We start from the raw sequence: 15,085 nt of genomic DNA, 5'->3' as shown, positions 1-15,085 counted from the left end.
CCGGCGGCGCACCCGCGCCGCCCGCCGCACGGACCCGCCCGCGCCGCCCCGCCGCGCGCCGGCCGGCTGTGGCGGAGCGTCACCCCCTGGCTCTTCCTCCTCGCCCCGCTGGCGCTGCTGGCCGTGTTCACCTACGCGCCGATCGTCAACATGCTCGCCTACAGCCTCACCGACTGGGACGGCGTCAGCCCCGGGCTGCACTACACCGGCGTCGCCAATTACACCGAACTCCTCACCCGGCCCGAGCTGTTCGAGGTGTTCTTCGTCAGCGGCTACTACCTGGCCGCGTCCGCGGTGCAGATCGCCGTCGGCCTGTACTTCGCGACGGTCCTGAGCTTCGACGTCCGCTTCCGGGCCTTCTTCAAGGGCGTGCTGTTCTTCCCGTACCTGATCAACGGGGTGGCGATCGGCTTCGTCTTCCTCTACTTCTTCCAGGACGGCGGCACCCTCGACTCCGTCCTCGCGCTCCTCGGCCGCCACCCCGACCACGCCTGGCTGGGCACCCCGGTCTCCGCGAACGTCTCCCTCGCGGGCGTCTCCGTGTGGCGCTACACGGGCCTCAGCTTCGTGCTGTTCCTGGGCGCCATCCAGTCGATCCCGGGCGAGCTGTACGAGGCCGCCGCACTGGACGGGGCCAACCGCTGGCAGCAGTTCCGGCACATCATCGCCCCCGGCATCAGACCGGTGCTGACCCTCTCGGTGATCCTCTCCGTCTCCGGCTCGCTCTCCGCCTTCGACATCCCGTACATCATGACCGGCGGGGCGACCGGCACCGAGACCTTCGTGATCCAGACCGTGAAGCTGGCCTTCCAGTTCAACAAGACGGGCCTGGCCTCCGCCTGCGCCGTGGTGCTGCTGCTGATCGTCCTGGCGGTGACCTGGCTCCAGCGGCTCCTGGTCCCCGACGACAGGGTGGACCTCGTATGACCCGCAGAACGGCCGTCCGCGCCCTCGTCCACCTGTCCCTGGCGGGCGCGGCCCTGGTGGTCCTGCTGCCGCTGGGCGTCGTCCTCCTGACGTCCCTGAAGACCCCGCGGGAGATGGCGCGCGACAGCGGCGCGCTGACCCTGCCCGACCATCCGTTCAACCTCGACAACTACGTGACGGCCTTCCGGGACGGCCACATGCTGCTGTCCTTCGCGAACACCGCCTTCATCCTGGTCCTCGCGGTCGGAGGCACGGTCCTGATCGGCTCGATGACGGCGTACGCGATCGACCGCTTCCGGTTCCGCCTGCGGAAGGCCGTGGTCGCCCTCTTCCTGCTGGCCGCGCTGGTCCCCGGGGTCACCACCCAGGTGGCGACGTTCCAGATCGTCGACAGCTTCGGCATGTTCGACACCCGCTGGGCGCCCATCGCGCTCTACACGGGCACGGACATCGTCTCGATCTACATCTTCCTGCAGTTCGTCCGGTCCGTCCCGACGTCCCTGGACGAGGCCGCCCGCCTCGACGGGGCGAACGCCTTCACCATCTACCGCCGGATCGTCTTCCCGCTGCTGCGGCCCGCGGTGGCGACCGTGGTGATCGTGAAGGGGATCGCCGTCTACAACGACTTCTACATCCCGTTCCTGTACATGCCGTCCGAGGACCTTGGCGTGATCTCGACGTCCCTGTTCCGGTTCAGGGGTCCGTTCGGCGCCCACTGGGAGACGATCTCGGCGGGAGCGATCCTGGTCATCCTGCCGACCCTGATCGTCTTCCTGTCCCTCCAGCGGTTCGTCTACAACGGCTTCACGAAGGGGGCGACCCGCTAGCGGGCACGGGACGACCGGCCCGCACCCGCCCGGCCGTCAGGCCGCCCGCGCGGCCAGCGCCTCCACCAGGACCGGCGTCACCAGCTCCACCTGCCAGGGCCGGGCGCCGTACCCGGACAGGGCGGCGGCGACCGCCTCCGCGTCCGCCGCCCGCGGCGGCTCCCAGCACACCCGCCGCACGGTGTCCGGGGTGATCAGGTTCTCCTGCGGCAGGTTGTACCGCTCGGCCAGCGCGGACACCCCGGCCCGCGCGGCGGACAGCCGCGCGGCCGCGGCCGGATCCTTGTCGGCCCACGCGCGCGGCGGCGGCGGTCCGGTCACCGGCTGGCCCGGTTGGGGCAGCGCGCTGTCGGGCAGCGCCTTCGCGCGGTCCACCGCGGCCTGCCACTGTTCGAGCTGGCGCCGTCCCATCCGGTGCCCGAACCCGTTCAGCGCGGAGAGCGCGTGGACGTTCGCGGGCAGCCCGAGAGCGGCCTCCACGATGGCCCCGTCCCCGAGCACCTTGCCCGGCGACACGTCGCGCCGCTGCGCGATCCGGTCCCGGGTCTCCCACAGCTCGCGCACCACGGCGAGCTGCCGCCTGCGCCGCACCTTGTGCATGCCGGACGTGCGCCGCCAGGGGTCCTTGCGCGGTTCGGCGGGCGGCGCCGACGCGATCGCGTCGAACTCCTGCCGGGCCCACTCCAGCTTCCCCTGCCGGTCCAGCTCCTTCTCCAGCGCGTCGCGCAGGTCGACGAGCAGTTCCACGTCGAGCGCCGCGTACCGCAGCCACGGCTCGGGCAGCGGGCGGGTCGACCAGTCGACGGCGGAGTGGCCCTTCTCCAGGACGAAGCCGAGGACGCTCTCGACCATCGCGCCGAGGCCGACCCGCGGGAACCCGGCGAGCCGTCCGGCCAGCTCGGTGTCGAACAGCCGGGTGGGCACCATGCCTATCTCGCGCAGGCACGGCAGGTCCTGGGTGGCGGCGTGCAGCACCCACTCGACGCCCTCCAGCGCCTCGCCGAGCCCGGAGAGGTCGGGGCAGCCGACGGGGTCGATCAGGGCGGTCCCGGCCCCGGCGCGGCGCAGCTGCACCAGGTAGGCGCGCTGCCCGTACCGGTAGCCGGAGGCGCGCTCGGCGTCCACGGCGACGGGGCCCGTCCCGGCGGCGAAGGCGGCGATCACCTCGGCGAGGGCGTCCGCGTCGGCGACCACCGGCGGAATGCCCTCGCGGGGTTCGAGCAGGGGTGTGGGCTCCGGTCCCGACCCTGGATCCGGGGTACCCGAATCAGAGGATCCGCCGTCCGGAGGTGCGCCTCCGGCGGTTCGCAGTGAGCTGTCTGCTGCGGTCTCTTGGGCGTCGGTCACCTGTCAAGACTATCTGTGTATGGAGAGCGCCCGTCGACGTAACGTTCCGTCGACGGGCGCCAGGGGGTCGCAAACCAGTCAGCCCGGTGAAACATCCGGTTCACGGGGTGGGGGGAGGGGACGGCGGGGTCGGGTGCGGGCTCCGTTCACCTCCGTGAACGGAGGTTCGTCAGTGGATGATGCCGGTGCGCAGCGCCACCGCGACCATGCCGGCGCGGTCGCCCGTGCCGAGCTTGCGCGCGATGCGGGCCAGGTGGCTCTTGACGGTCAGCGCGGACAGGCCCATCGAGACGCCGATGGCCTTGTTCGACTGGCCCTCGGCGACCAGCCGCAGCACCTCGACCTCACGGCCGGACAGCTCTCTGTAGCCGCCCGGGTGGCTCGGGGCACCCGGGGGGCGGCGGTGCATGCGGGGACCGGCGCCGATGGGCGCCGCGCCGGGCCGGGTGGGGAGCCCGACGTTGGTACGGGTGCCGGTGACGACGTATCCCTTGACGCCCCCGGCGAGTGCGTTGCGGACAGCGCCGATGTCGTCGGCGGCGGACAGGGCGAGGCCGTTGGGCCAGCCGGCGGCGCGGGTCTCCGACAGGAGCGTCAGGCCGGAGCCGTCGGGGAGGTGGACGTCGGCGACACAGATGTCGCGGGGGTTGCCGATGCGGGGACGAGCCTCCGCGACGGACGAGGCCTCGATGACGTCGCGCACACCGAGCGCCCACAGGTGGCGGGTGACGGTGGAACGGACGCGGGGGTCGGCCACGACCACCATGGCGGTCGGCTTGTTCGGGCGGTAGGCGACCAGGCTTGCGGGCTGCTCGAGGAGAACGGACACCAGGCCTCCTGGGGTGCGGGACGGCTTTGAAGGTCACAGACGTCTTCGGCACCGAACCCGGAGTCCTTTAGGGAAAGATCACGATCTAGTGAGTAACAATTCGTGCAATTCGGACGCGCGATCGATCGTTCGGCGCGCGAATCGGTTCGTTCGACGCTGATGCCTGACTGAAAGTGGCCGTATCGACAAAGAGACGGTCAACAGTCGACTCAGCGTGACTGAGGTCCCCGCCGCTGGGGCAGCGAGACGACCGACGCGTCGCCCGGCCCCACCGGCGGCACCCCGCCGACCTGGGCCAGCAGATCGCACCAGGACGCCAGGTGCCCCGCCGTGTCCGGCACCCCGTCCCGCCCCTCCCGCGGTGTCCAGGAGGCCCGGATCTCGATCTGCGAGGCCGCGGGGCGCTCCGAGAGCCCGCCGAAGTAGTGCGAACTCGCCCGGGTGACCGTGCCGCTCGGCTCCCCGTACGACAGCCCGCGCCCGGAGAGCGCCCCGGTCAGCCACGACCAGCACACCTCGGGCAGCAGCGGATCGGCGGCCATCTCCGCCTCCAGCTCCGCGCGCACCAGCGTCACCAGCCGGAAGGACCCCTGCCAGGCGTCGTGCCCGGCCGGGTCGTGCAGCAGCACCAGGCGGCCGTCGGCCAGGTCCTGGTCACCGTCCACGACGGTCGCCTCCAGCGCGTACGCGTACGGTGCGAGGCGCTGTGGCGCGCGGGTCGGCTCCATCTCGATCCGGGGCCGCAGGCGCGCCGTGCGCAGCGCCTCCACGGCGGTCCGGAACGCGGGCGGCGTCGTGCCGCCCCCAGGTCCCTCGTCCTCCCCCATGCCGTCCTTTCCGTCGTCCGACCGTCGTCCCTCTGCCGCAGCCATGCCGGAAGATTAGGGGACCCGCGGCCGTGCAACGGCCAGACACCCCGGCCTGTCGAGGTCACCGGCGGCGAAAGGTCGACACGTCGATATTCCATCGCGTCCGGGCGTCGGAAAGCGGCCCCCGCGCGCGTGGGAGACTCTTCCCGTGAGTGTCAACGACCGCCCCACGGGCCAGCCGCCGTCCGCCACCTACGACTCCGCCTTCCTCAGGGCCTGCCGTCGGGAACCCGTGCCGCACACTCCCGTCTGGTTCATGCGCCAGGCCGGACGCTCGCTCCCGGAGTACCGCAAGGTGCGCGAGGGCGTCCCGATGCTGGAGTCCTGCATGCGGCCCGAGCTGGTCACCGAGATCACGCTCCAGCCGGTGCGCAGGCACGGCGTGGACGCGGCGATCTACTTCAGCGACATCGTCGTCCCGCTCAAGGCCATCGGCATCGACCTCGACATCAAGCCGGGCGTCGGACCCGTCGTCGAGCAGCCCGTGCGCACCCGCGCCGACCTCGCCCGGCTGCGCGACCTCACCCCGGAGGACGTCTCCTACGTCACCGAGGCGATCGGCCTGCTCACCCGCGAGCTGGGCGCCACCCCGCTGATCGGCTTCGCCGGCGCGCCCTTCACCCTCGCGAGCTATCTCGTCGAGGGCGGCCCCTCGCGGACCTACGAGAACGCCAAGGCCATGATGTACGGCGACCCCGAGCTGTGGGCCGACCTCCTGGACCGGCTCGCGGAGATCACCAGCGTCTTCCTCCAGGTGCAGATCGAGGCCGGTGCCAGCGCCGTCCAGCTCTTCGACTCCTGGGCCGGGGCGCTCGCCCCCGCCGACTACCGCCGCTCGGTGCTGCCCGCCTCAGCCAAGGTCTTCGACGCGGTCGCCGGGTACGGCGTCCCGCGCATCCACTTCGGCGTCGGCACCGGCGAACTGCTCGGCCTGATGGGCGAGGCCGGCGCGGACGTCGTCGGCGTCGACTGGCGGGTCAGGCTCGACGACGCCGTCCGCCGGGTCGGACCCGGCAAGGCGCTCCAGGGCAACCTCGACCCGACCGTCCTGTTCGCCGGACCCGACGCGGTCCGCGCCAAGGCCCGCGAGGTGCTGGACAGCGCGGCAGGCCTTGAGGGCCACGTCTTCAACCTCGGCCACGGCGTGATGCCGTCGACCGACCCGGACGCCCTCACCCGGCTCGTGGAGTACGTCCACGAGCAGACCGCCTGACCCGCCTCACCACGAGTGCCTGGCCCGCGCGCGCCTGCCGAACAGCAGGCCGCGCGGCTCCGGCGGCGGGGGAGTCCCCGGGCGCAGCGGCCAGGCGATCAGCATGCCCGCCAGGAAGCCCACCACGTGCGCCGCGTACGCCACCGTCCCCGCCGTCGAGACGCCCTCGCCCGACGAGTACACGGCCTGGAGCACGAACCAGAAGCCCAGCACCAGCCAGGCGGGCAGCCGCAGCGGCAGGAAGACCAGGAACGGCACCAGCACCCACACCCTGGCCCGCGGGTACAGCACCAGATAGGCGCCCAGCACCCCGGCGATCGCCCCGGAGGCACCGATCAGCGGGTCGCCCGAGTCGGCGTTGAGCAGCGCGAAGCCGTACGAGGCCGCGTAGCCGCAGACCACGTAGAACAGCGCGTACCTGACGTGGCCCATGCGGTCCTCGACGTTGTTGCCGAAGATCAGCAGGAACAGCATGTTGCCCAGCAGGTGCAGCCAGCCGCCGTGCAGGAACATCGCGGTGAAGACGGACAGCGGCGGCGACTTGTCCCAGGTCGGCGGCGCCACCACGCAGCCGGTGCCGTGCAGCCCGGTGCCCACCTCGCCGGTCGGCACCAGCCGCGGCAGCTGATCGTGGATCAACTCCCGCGGCACCATGGCCCAGTGGTCGAGGAACCCCTGGAGATGGCACATCTGGGAGAGGCTGCTGTCGCCCGCGACCGACCCGGCGAGACCGGGCGTGTACAGGAACACCAGGACGTTCGCGAAGATCAGCGCATACGTCACATAGGGAGTGCGGCGCACGGGGTTCACGTCATGGACGGGTATGACCACACGGGAGTACTGCCCGCGATGCGCCGGGCGAACCGGTGAACGGCCGCGTCCGCCTGTGCGTATGTCTCCTCAACCGCCCGCGGACCGGGGAAGGCGTGCCGTGGGGACGACGTGAGGATCAGGCATGAACGACCGAGTCACCCCCACCATGCAGGCGCTGCCCGACGGCGAGGCGGAGATCGCGCTCGTGATCAGGCTCCCCTGGGAGGACGTGGCCAGGCTGGGTCAGGAGGCCGGGAGGCTGGCGTCCCAGATGCAGCGCCCCGTCACCCTCGACGAGGCGGTGAGCAGCCGCCTGCGCTCCACCCGCCCCGCCGCCCACGCCAAACCGGCGGGCGAGCAGCCCGCCGTGACACCGCCCTCGGGGTCCGTCTCCTCGCTGCCGCCGCGCCCGCCCGCCGAACAGGCACGCCAGGCCATCGAACGCATCAACGGCACGGCCTGACCCCGGCCCCCGTCAGCTCCCCCGCACCTTCGCCGCGGCCTTCCTGGCGGCCACCAGGACCGGGTCCCACACCGGGGAGAACGGGGGCGCGTACCCGAGGTCGAGCGCCGTCATCTGCTCCACCGTCATCCGGGCCGTGAGCGCCACCGCCGCCACGTCCACGCGCTTGGCGGCGCCCTCGCGCCCGACGATCTGCACGCCCAGGAGCCGTCCGGTGCGACGCTCGGCGATCATCTTCACCGTCATCAGGGCCGCGTCCGGGTAGTAGCCCGCGCTGTTGGTCGACTCCACCGTCACCGTCTCGTAGCGCAGGCCCACCCGGCGGGCGTCCTTCTCGCGCAGCCCGGTGCGCGCGATCTCCAGGTCGCACACCTTGCTGACGGCCGTGCCGACGACCCCCGGGAACGTCGCGTAGTCGCCGCCGACGTTGCTCCCGATGACCTGGCCGTGCTTGTTGGCGTGGGTGCCCAGCGCGATGTGCCGCTCCTGCCCGGAGACCAGGTCGAGGACCTCCACGCAGTCGCCGCCCGCCCAGATGTCCTCGTGGCCGCGCACCCGCATCGCCAGGTCGGTCAGCAGCCCGCCGTGCGCCCCGAGCGGCAGCCCCGCCGCCGCGGCGAGCGACGTCTGCGGCCGCACCCCGATGCCCAGCACCACCACGTCCGCCGGATAGCGGGCGCCCTCGGTGACCACCGCCGACACCCGGCCGTCCTCGTGCGTCAGCAGCCCGGAGACCTCCGCGTCGTTGACCATCGTGATGCCGAGGCCGGTCATCGCCTCGTGCACCAGCCGCCCCATGTCCGGGTCCAGGGTCGCCATCGGCTCGCCGCCCCGGTTGACGACCGTCACCTCGTAGCCGCGCTTGAGCAGCGCCTCGGCCATCTCCACGCCGATGTAGCCCGCCCCGACGACCACCGCGCGGCGGCCGTCCGTGCGGGCCAGCGAGTCCAGCAGCGCCTGCCCGTCGTCCAGGGTCTGCACCCCGTGCACCCCGGCCGCGTCCATCCCGGGCAGCTCGGGCCGCACCGGACGGGCCCCGGTCGCGATCACCAGCTTGTCGTAGGCCGTCCAGGACTCCGCGCCCGAGTCGACGTCACGCGCGCGTACCCGCCGCCTGGCCACGTCGATCTCCGTGACCTCGGTGCCCGTCCGCAGGTCGATGCCGCGGGCCCGGTGCTCCTCCGGCGTCCGCGCGACCAGCGCGTCCCGCTCGGGCACGTCGCCGCCGACCCAGTACGGGATCCCGCACGCCGAGTAGGAGCTGAACCGGCCCCGTTCGAACGCCACGATCTCCAGCGCGCCGGGGTCCTTGAGCCGCCGCGCCTGGGACGCCGCGGACATGCCCGCCGCGTCCCCGCCGATCACGACCAGCCGTTCCCTGCCCGACCCTGCGGTGTCGTTGTCCATGGACCCACGCTAGACGTGCGGCTCCCGCCACCCCGCCCGGGGCCGACCAAAGCCGCGGCCACCGGGGCGCGCGCACCGGCTGTCGGTGCCGTCTGAGACGCTGGTGGCATGCGCGAAGTGGAGAGTCGTACGGAGCCCCGGCGGGTCGTCGTGGTGGGGGCCGGGATCGCGGGGCTCGCCGCCGCCCACCGGCTCCTGGAGCGCGGCGCGCGGGTCACCGTGCTGGAGGCGTCCGACCGGGTCGGCGGCAAGCTGCTGCCCGGCGAGATCGCCGGTGCCCGGGTGGATCTCGGCGCCGAGTCGATGCTGGCCCGCAGACCGGAGGCGGTCGCCCTGGCCCGCGAGGTCGGCCTCGCGGACGCCCTCCAGCCCCCGGCCACCGCGACCGCGTCGATCTGGACCCGCGGCGCCCTGCGCCCGATGCCCAAGGGCCACGTCATGGGCGTCCCCGGCACCGCCGCCGCCCTCGCGGGCGTCCTCTCCGAGGAGGGCCTCGCCCGCATCGCGCGCGACGCCGAACTGCCGCCCACCGAGGTCGGCGAGGACGTCGCGGTCGGCGCGTACGTCGCCGCCCGGGTCGGCCGCGAGGTCGTCGACCGGCTGGTCGAACCCCTGCTGGGCGGGGTGTACGCGGGCGACGCCTACCGCATCTCGCTGCGCTCCGCCGTCCCGCAGCTCTACCGCGCCGCGCTCGCCCACACCTCCCTCACCGAGGCGGTCCGCGCCATCCAGGCACGGACCGCGGCGGCGCCCGGGACCGGCCCCGTCTTCATGGGCCTGCGCGGTGGTGTCGGCGGCCTCCCGACCGCCGTCGCCGCCTCGGTCCGCGCGCGCGGCGCCGAGATCCTCACCGGCACCCCGGTCACCGCGCTGCGCAGGACCACCGCGGCCGACGCCGACCGCGGCACCTGGCGCGTCGTCGCCGGGGACCGCGTCCTGGACGCCGACGCGGTCGTCGTCGCCGTGCCCGCCCCGGCCGCCGCCGCCCTGCTGCGCCCCGAGGCGCCCGCCGCCGCGGCCGAACTGGCCGCCGTCGAGTACGCGTCCATGGCCCTGGTCACCCTCGCCTACCGGCGCTCCGCGGCCGCGCTCCCCGAGGGCAGCGGCTTCCTGGTGCCGCCCGTCGACGGCCGCACCATCAAGGCGTCCACCTTCGCCTCCCGCAAGTGGGCCTGGATCGACGAGGAGAACCCCGACCTGCTGATCCTGCGCACCTCGGTCGGCCGCCACGGCGAGACGGAGATCCTGGACCGCGACGACGCCGGCCTCGTCGACGTCTCCCGTCACGACCTGCGCGAGGCCACCGGCCTGGACGCCGTCCCCGTCGCGACCCGCGTCACCCGCTGGACCGACGGGCTGCCCCAGTACCCGGTCGGCCACCACGCGCGCGTGGCCCGCGTCCGCGCGCACGTCGCCGCGCTGCCCGGCCTCGCCGTCTGCGGCGCCCTCTACGACGGCGTCGGCATCCCGGCCTGCGTCGCCAGCGCCCACGCGGCGGTGGACGAGATCGCCGGTGTGCCGCGGCTCACCGCCGACCCGGTGCCGAGCGCGCCCGGCGCGGCGGGAGAATAGCCGCATGAGTGACGACGCTCCCACCACCGCCCCCGAGCGGATCCCGAACAAGGGCAAGCTGGCCAAGGACCTCAACGAGGCCATCCGCTACACCCTGTGGTCCGTCTTCAAGCTGAAGGACGTGCTGCCCGGCGAGGCCGACCGCGCGGGCTACGCCGCCGAGGTCCAGGAGCTGTTCGACCAGCTCGCCGCCAAGGACGTGACCGTCCGCGGCACGTACGACGTCTCCGGCCTGCGCGCCGACGCCGACCTCATGATCTGGTGGCACGCGGAGACCAGCGACCAGCTCCAGGAGGCGTACAACCTGTTCCGGCGCACCCGGCTCGGCCGCGCGCTGGAGCCGGTCTGGTCGAACATGGCGCTGCACCGCCCCGCCGAGTTCAACCGCTCGCACATCCCGGCCTTCCTCGCCGACGAGACGCCCCGCGACTACGTCAGCGTCTACCCGTTCGTGCGCTCCTACGACTGGTACCTGCTGCCCGACGAGGACCGCCGCCGGATGCTCGCCGACCACGGCAAGATGGCCCGCGGCTACCCGGACGTCCGCGCCAACACGGTCGCCTCGTTCTCCCTCGGCGACTACGAGTGGATCCTCGCGTTCGAGGCCGACGAGCTGTACCGCATCGTCGACCTCATGCGTCACCTGCGCGCCTCCGAGGCGCGGATGCACGTGCGCGAGGAGGTCCCGTTCTACACGGGCCGCCGCAAGGAGATCGGCGACCTCGTCGCCGGACTGGCCTGACACGTGCCGATGCCCCGCACCCCGTTCGTCCGGGGCGCGGGGCATCGGGTGTCACCTCACGGCGCGAGCGTCGCCCTCGGCTCGGGCCGCCCGGCGCAGGACGCCGACCGCCGCTCCGGCACCCGGCCCTCCAGCAGGTAGGCGTCCAGGTACCCGTTGACGCACCGGTTCGGCCCGCCCGCGATGCCGTGGGTCCCGGCGTCCCGCTCGGTCACCAGCACCGACCCCGCGAGGCGCCGCTGCAGTTCGAGCGCCCCCTGGTAGGGCGCCGCCGCGTCCCGCTCGGCCGCCAGGATCAGCGTCGGCGGCAGCTCACCGGGTCCGGTGCGCACGTCCAGCGGGCGCTGCCGGGGCGCGGGCCAGTACGCGCACGGCAGGTTCATCCACACGTTGTCCCAGGTCTCGAACGGCGCGACCCGCGCGAGCCGGGTGTTGTCCCGGTCCCAGACCTTCCAGTCCGTCGGCCAGGGCGCGTCGTTGCACTCGACGGCCGTGTAGACGGCGGTCGAGTTCTCCGCGGCGGCGGCGTCCTCCGCGCGCGGTCCCGCCTGCTCGATCAGCCGCTCGGGGCGGCCCTCCAGGTAGTCGGAGAGGGCCTGCGCGCGGTGCGGCCAGTAGGTGTCGTAGTAGCCCGCGCTCAGGAACGAGCCCTGCAACTGGGCGGGGCCCACCTTCCCGCCGGCCGGTTCCGCGGCCAGCCGCGCGCTCGCCCTGTCGTAGCTGTGCCGCACCTTCTCGGCCGTGTCGCCGAGCCTGTACACGTCGTCGTGGCGGGCGACCCACTCCCGGAAGTCCGTCCAGCGGCTCTCGAACGCGGCGGACTGGGCCAGGTTGTTGCGGTACCAGACCTGCTGGGGGTCCGGGTCCACCGCGGCGTCGAACACCATCCGGCGCACGTGCCCGGGGAACATCGCCGCGTACAGCGCCCCGAAGTAGGTGCCGTACGACGACCCCATGAACGTGAGGCGCCGCTCACCGAGCGCGGCCCGTACGACGTCCAGGTCCCGGGCGTTGTTGAGGGAGTTGTAGAACCGCAGCGAGGTGCCCGCGTGCCGTGCGCACCCCCGCGCGTACGCCCGCGCCTGCGCGATCCGCTCCCGCTTGTACGACTCCGAGGGGTGGGTGGGCGCCTGCGAGGGGCCCTTGAAGAAGCGCTTGGGGTCCTGGCAGGAGAGCGGCGCGGAGGGGGAGACCCCGCGCGGGGCGTACCCGACGAGGTCGTAGGCGGCGCCGATCCGCTTCCACTCGGGGAGCAGGCCGAGCAGCGGGTAGTGCAGGCCGGAGGAGCCGGGGCCGCCCGGGTTGAAGACGAGGGAGCCCTGCCGGGGCACCCGCCGCTTGCTGTTGTGCGGGTCCTTGTGCGAGGCCGGTACCTGGCTGACGGTCAGCCTGATCTGCTTGCCGGTGGGGTGGGCGTAGTCCAGCGGCACCGAGACCGTGCCGCAGCGCAGCTCGCCCGGCAGGTCGGCGGCGTCGGCGCAGGCACCGAACGTGATGCCCGTCTCGGCGGCCCTGACCGCCGCGACCGAGGCGCCGCGCACCTCCGCGGCGCCGGGCAGCACGGTGGTCGAGCCACCGGCCGGGGCGGCGAGCGTGGTCAGCAGCAGCGATCCGGCGGCCGTGTAGAGGGCGGGGGCTCTCATCGCGTGTCCCTTCGGTGCACGGTGGCAACAGAAGGGATGTTTCGGTCGGCCCGGGACGAAGGCAAGCACCGTCCCGCGGTGTCGGCGCCAATGCCCCCTACGCGCCCCCGGCGTACGGCTCGCGCCCGCCGGGTTCGCGGTGCTCGAACGCCTCCCGCAGATCGGGTTCGGCGACGGCCCGCACCCCGCGCACCGCGATCGAGGTGAGGTAGGTCCGGTCGTCCGCGCCGCCCGCCCGCCGGGCCAGCGACCGCAGCAGCCGCTGTCCCGCAGGGGAGGCCCAGCGGGTGTACGGGTGGGCCTCGACGCGGGCGATCGCCAGGCAGCTCAGGGTCAGCGCGAGCGGCAGCGCGAACCAGAGCGCGACCAGGCCGTCCGGCAGGTCGGGCCGTCCGGGCAGCAGCAGCGCGGTGGCCCCCAGGGCGACCACGGCGAGGGCCGCGCCCCGGGTCTGGCGTATCCCGGCCGCGACGCCGTCGTCGCCGTACCCGGGCACCGCGAGGCCCGCGCCGACCAGCCGGGCGCCGAGGCTGCCCACCGCCTCGGCGGCGGCCGCCGCGTCCCGCGCCGGGGCGATCCGGCGCTGTCCGCCGGGCCCGATCGCCCCGATCACCGACCGCTCGATGTCGTCCCGGCCGAGCGGGTCGACGACGGTGGCCCAGCCGGTGCGGGCGAGCAGCAGCCGCCGCTGCCTGGCCATCGCCACCATGGTGAGGTCGGCGACCCGGCGGGGGCCGCCGGAGAGGAACGCGGCCTCGTAGAGCGTCAGGTCGTGCGCCGGGACGACGGCCGGTGCGCCGGTGCCGTCGGCGGCGCGGACGGCGGCCAGGCAGAGCCGGGTGCACGCGGTACCGGCCGCGGTCCAGGCGAGCAGCAGGAGGAGAACCCACACCATGCCGCGTTTCTATGCCAGGGGCTCACCCGCGCGCCATGCCCTGTTCACGATCCGGGACGGACCGCCGCCGTCGGTCACCCCGGGCACGTCCGGGCGCGCGCCCGCGGGGCGTTCAGGGCGCCGGGCTGAGCGCGGGCAGCGGGCTGGAGGCGGCCGGGGGCAGGTCGTACCCGTCCGTCGCCGACGGGACGACGGGGACGACCGGTCCCGGGTCCGCGGTCGGACCCGGCGGGGCGGGCGCCCGGGTCAGCGGGGGAGCGGTCCCGGCCAGGTCCCGGGCCAGCGCGTCGAAGTCGACGTACCCGGTCGCCTCCAGGACCGTGATGTGGTCGAGGACGGTGGCGTTGGCGTCGTCGGCGAGCGCCCGCACCAGGGAGTTCCCCGTCGCGGCGCGGACCTGCGCGACCACGGAGAAGACCCGGCCGTGCGCCAGGCGCAGGATGTTCGCGAACCGCCGGTCGTAGTCGGTTCCCCGGGCCGCCTCCAGGTCGGAGAGCCACCCGCGCTGCTGCTCGTTGGGCTGGTTGGGCAGGTCCAGGTCCAGCTTCGCGGCCGTGTCGCGCACCCGCGCGTCCAGGAAGGTGTGCCCCTCGACGAGGTGCCGTCCCGCCGTCCGCACCGCCTCGGTGGTCCCCTTCTGCTCGGCCTGCTGCCCGGCCGGCAGCTCCCACAGCCCGGCGAGCCGCACCTTGACGACGAAGTCCCGGTCGAGGGCGGTCAGCGGGCCGTACCTGGTCGGCACCGTCTGTGCCTTCAGCACCTCGGGTCCGGTGCCCGACCGGTCGGCGTACGACCAGATCGGGAAGGCCAGCGCGAGGAGCGTCGCGGTCAGGCCGACGAGGATGATCCCGGTGCCGCCGAAGAGTCCTCGGCCGGTGATCGGGGGTCGCGGTCGCATGGGATGCCTCCTGGTACGGCATCGCACACCAGTGCTCCGGTGGCGCGGGTGGGCATATTACCGCCGCGTCCGTCCGGAGTGCCCTACAGGGGGCGAAGGGTCACATCTCGCTCAACGCCCCAGCAGCACCCGCCGGGTGGCCCGCGCCAGCCGCGCCGCGGGACGGTGCGACCGGGGCGCGGGGCCCGACCGCTCCAGCCACCACTCGCGCAGCGCCCCGCGCGCCGCCGCGTCCCGGACGTCCCCGGCGCGCAGCAGGTGCTCGGCGAAATCCAGCGCGTCCCGCCGGTAGCCGCCGGTCATCGGGTGCCCGTGGGCGTAGCCGAGGAAGGCGGGCCGGTACGACTCCCCGAGGATGACGGGCAGTTCGGGCGCGACCTTGCCCACGACGTCCGCCCGCTTCGCGGCGAGCGCCCGCGCCTGCACCCCGACCCGCACCCGGTCGAACCCCTCGGGCACGGGCGTCCCGCCGACGAGCGCGGAGAGCAGCGCGGCCTGCGCCACGGCGAGGCGCTGCCGGGCGGGGGAGGGGGCGGCGACGGGCGCGGGTGCGGTGGCCCGCGAGTGGGTCGTGGGGTCCGGTGCGGGTGCGGTGGTCCGCGGGTGGTTCGCGGGGTCCGGCGTGGGAGCGGTGGCCCGC

14 protein-coding genes and 1 pseudogene are annotated in these 15,085 nt (G+C 74.0%); 6 read left to right on the top strand and 9 right to left on the bottom strand.

Annotation, left to right across the window (positions count from 1 at the left end; all coding sequences use genetic code 11):
• Together GA0115242_RS10110 and GA0115242_RS10105 are read left to right on the top strand one after the other, a co-directional pair.
• Positions 1 to 927 (top strand): carbohydrate ABC transporter permease (locus tag GA0115242_RS10110; RefSeq protein WP_237548964.1); only part of this gene is annotated, 927 nt, incomplete at its 5' end.
• Positions 924 to 1,754 (top strand): carbohydrate ABC transporter permease, encoded by an 831-nt coding sequence (locus tag GA0115242_RS10105; protein ID WP_093826779.1) that lies wholly within the window; start codon positions 924 to 926, stop codon positions 1,752 to 1,754. The genes GA0115242_RS10110 and GA0115242_RS10105, both read left to right, overlap by 4 nt.
• A gap of 36 nt (positions 1,755 to 1,790) precedes the next feature.
• On the opposite strand, the gene GA0115242_RS10100 is transcribed toward GA0115242_RS10105, so the two are convergent.
• From GA0115242_RS10100 to GA0115242_RS10090, 3 genes are all read right to left on the bottom strand, one after another.
• Positions 1,791 to 3,101 (bottom strand): ribonuclease D, encoded by a 1,311-nt coding sequence (locus GA0115242_RS10100; RefSeq protein WP_093826777.1) that lies wholly within the window; start codon positions 3,099 to 3,101, stop codon positions 1,791 to 1,793.
• Between the two features lie 169 nt (positions 3,102 to 3,270).
• The gene (locus tag GA0115242_RS10095; protein ID WP_093826775.1) at positions 3,271 to 3,930 is read right to left on the bottom strand and encodes a response regulator transcription factor; all 660 of its coding nucleotides are present in this window, start codon (positions 3,928 to 3,930) and stop codon (positions 3,271 to 3,273) included.
• 209 nt (positions 3,931 to 4,139) lie between these two features.
• Positions 4,140 to 4,802 carry a DUF3000 domain-containing protein gene (locus tag GA0115242_RS10090; protein ID WP_093826774.1) on the bottom strand — a complete coding sequence of 221 codons (663 nt, stop codon included), beginning with the start codon at positions 4,800 to 4,802 and terminating at the stop codon, positions 4,140 to 4,142.
• 145 nt (positions 4,803 to 4,947) lie between these two features.
• Here GA0115242_RS10090 and hemE point away from each other — a divergent pair, with 145 nt between their 5' ends.
• Positions 4,948 to 6,012, top strand: a complete 1,065-nt coding sequence (hemE, locus tag GA0115242_RS10085; RefSeq protein ID WP_093826772.1) for a uroporphyrinogen decarboxylase — start codon at positions 4,948 to 4,950, stop codon at positions 6,010 to 6,012.
• Positions 6,013 to 6,018: 6 nt separating this feature from the next.
• On the opposite strand, the gene GA0115242_RS10080 is transcribed toward hemE, so the two are convergent.
• On the bottom strand, positions 6,019 to 6,843 hold the full coding sequence (locus GA0115242_RS10080; RefSeq protein WP_093826770.1) for a rhomboid family intramembrane serine protease: 825 nt from the start codon (positions 6,841 to 6,843) through the stop codon (positions 6,019 to 6,021).
• Between the two features lie 124 nt (positions 6,844 to 6,967).
• Between GA0115242_RS10080 and GA0115242_RS10075 the strand changes: the two genes are divergently transcribed.
• On the top strand, positions 6,968 to 7,288 hold the full coding sequence (locus GA0115242_RS10075; protein WP_093826768.1) for a hypothetical protein: 321 nt from the start codon (positions 6,968 to 6,970) through the stop codon (positions 7,286 to 7,288).
• A 12-nt stretch (positions 7,289 to 7,300) separates the two neighbouring features.
• On the opposite strand, the gene GA0115242_RS10070 is transcribed toward GA0115242_RS10075, so the two are convergent.
• Positions 7,301 to 8,695, bottom strand: coding sequence for an FAD-dependent oxidoreductase (locus GA0115242_RS10070; protein WP_093826766.1), 1,395 nt, complete (start codon positions 8,693 to 8,695; stop codon positions 7,301 to 7,303).
• A gap of 108 nt (positions 8,696 to 8,803) precedes the next feature.
• Between GA0115242_RS10070 and hemG the strand changes: the two genes are divergently transcribed.
• Both hemG and hemQ read left to right on the top strand, forming a co-directional pair.
• On the top strand, positions 8,804 to 10,267 hold the full coding sequence (gene hemG / locus GA0115242_RS10065) for a protoporphyrinogen oxidase (protein WP_093826764.1): 1,464 nt from the start codon (positions 8,804 to 8,806) through the stop codon (positions 10,265 to 10,267).
• Between the two features lie 4 nt (positions 10,268 to 10,271).
• On the top strand, positions 10,272 to 11,009 hold the full coding sequence (gene hemQ / locus GA0115242_RS10060) for a hydrogen peroxide-dependent heme synthase (protein WP_093826761.1): 738 nt from the start codon (positions 10,272 to 10,274) through the stop codon (positions 11,007 to 11,009).
• Positions 11,010 to 11,065: 56 nt separating this feature from the next.
• Here the strand turns inward: hemQ and GA0115242_RS10055 are convergent, their stop codons facing one another.
• The 4 genes and pseudogenes from GA0115242_RS10055 to GA0115242_RS10040 all read right to left on the bottom strand — a co-directional run.
• Positions 11,066 to 12,652: an alpha/beta hydrolase gene (locus GA0115242_RS10055; protein ID WP_093826759.1), complete on the bottom strand. Its 1,587-nt coding sequence runs from the start codon at positions 12,650 to 12,652 to the stop codon at positions 11,066 to 11,068.
• 97 nt (positions 12,653 to 12,749) lie between these two features.
• Complete coding sequence (locus tag GA0115242_RS10050) at positions 12,750 to 13,547, bottom strand: TIGR04222 domain-containing membrane protein (RefSeq protein ID WP_093826757.1); 798 nt, start codon at positions 13,545 to 13,547, stop codon at positions 12,750 to 12,752.
• 112 nt (positions 13,548 to 13,659) lie between these two features.
• Positions 13,660 to 14,445, bottom strand: coding sequence for a DUF4142 domain-containing protein (locus GA0115242_RS10045; protein WP_093826755.1), 786 nt, complete (start codon positions 14,443 to 14,445; stop codon positions 13,660 to 13,662).
• Positions 14,446 to 14,556: 111 nt separating this feature from the next.
• Positions 14,557 to 15,085 (bottom strand): annotated as a pseudogene (locus GA0115242_RS10040) (endonuclease); the annotation flags it as partial.

Source organism: Streptomyces sp. SolWspMP-5a-2, from assembly GCF_900091845.1.
Lineage (GTDB): Bacteria > Actinomycetota > Actinomycetes > Streptomycetales > Streptomycetaceae > Streptomyces > Streptomyces doudnae.
This window is presented reverse-complemented; position numbering and strand designations above follow the sequence as displayed.

Bases quoted from the DNA above. Each gene is read 5' to 3' on its own strand.
- GA0115242_RS10105 (WP_093826779.1), top strand. From the start codon at position 924: ATGACCCGCAGAACGGCCGTCCGCGCCCTCGTCCACCTGTCCCTGGCG.
- GA0115242_RS10090 (WP_093826774.1), bottom strand. From the start codon at position 4,802: ATGGCTGCGGCAGAGGGACGACGGTCGGACGACGGAAAGGACGGCATG.
- GA0115242_RS10075 (WP_093826768.1), top strand. From the start codon at position 6,968: ATGAACGACCGAGTCACCCCCACCATGCAGGCGCTGCCCGACGGCGAG.
- GA0115242_RS10070 (WP_093826766.1), bottom strand. From the start codon at position 8,695: ATGGACAACGACACCGCAGGGTCGGGCAGGGAACGGCTGGTCGTGATC.
- hemG (WP_093826764.1), top strand. From the start codon at position 8,804: ATGCGCGAAGTGGAGAGTCGTACGGAGCCCCGGCGGGTCGTCGTGGTG.
- hemQ (WP_093826761.1), top strand. From the start codon at position 10,272: ATGAGTGACGACGCTCCCACCACCGCCCCCGAGCGGATCCCGAACAAG.
- GA0115242_RS10055 (WP_093826759.1), bottom strand. From the start codon at position 12,652: ATGAGAGCCCCCGCCCTCTACACGGCCGCCGGATCGCTGCTGCTGACC.
- GA0115242_RS10050 (WP_093826757.1), bottom strand. From the start codon at position 13,547: ATGGTGTGGGTTCTCCTCCTGCTGCTCGCCTGGACCGCGGCCGGTACC.
- GA0115242_RS10045 (WP_093826755.1), bottom strand. From the start codon at position 14,445: ATGCGACCGCGACCCCCGATCACCGGCCGAGGACTCTTCGGCGGCACC.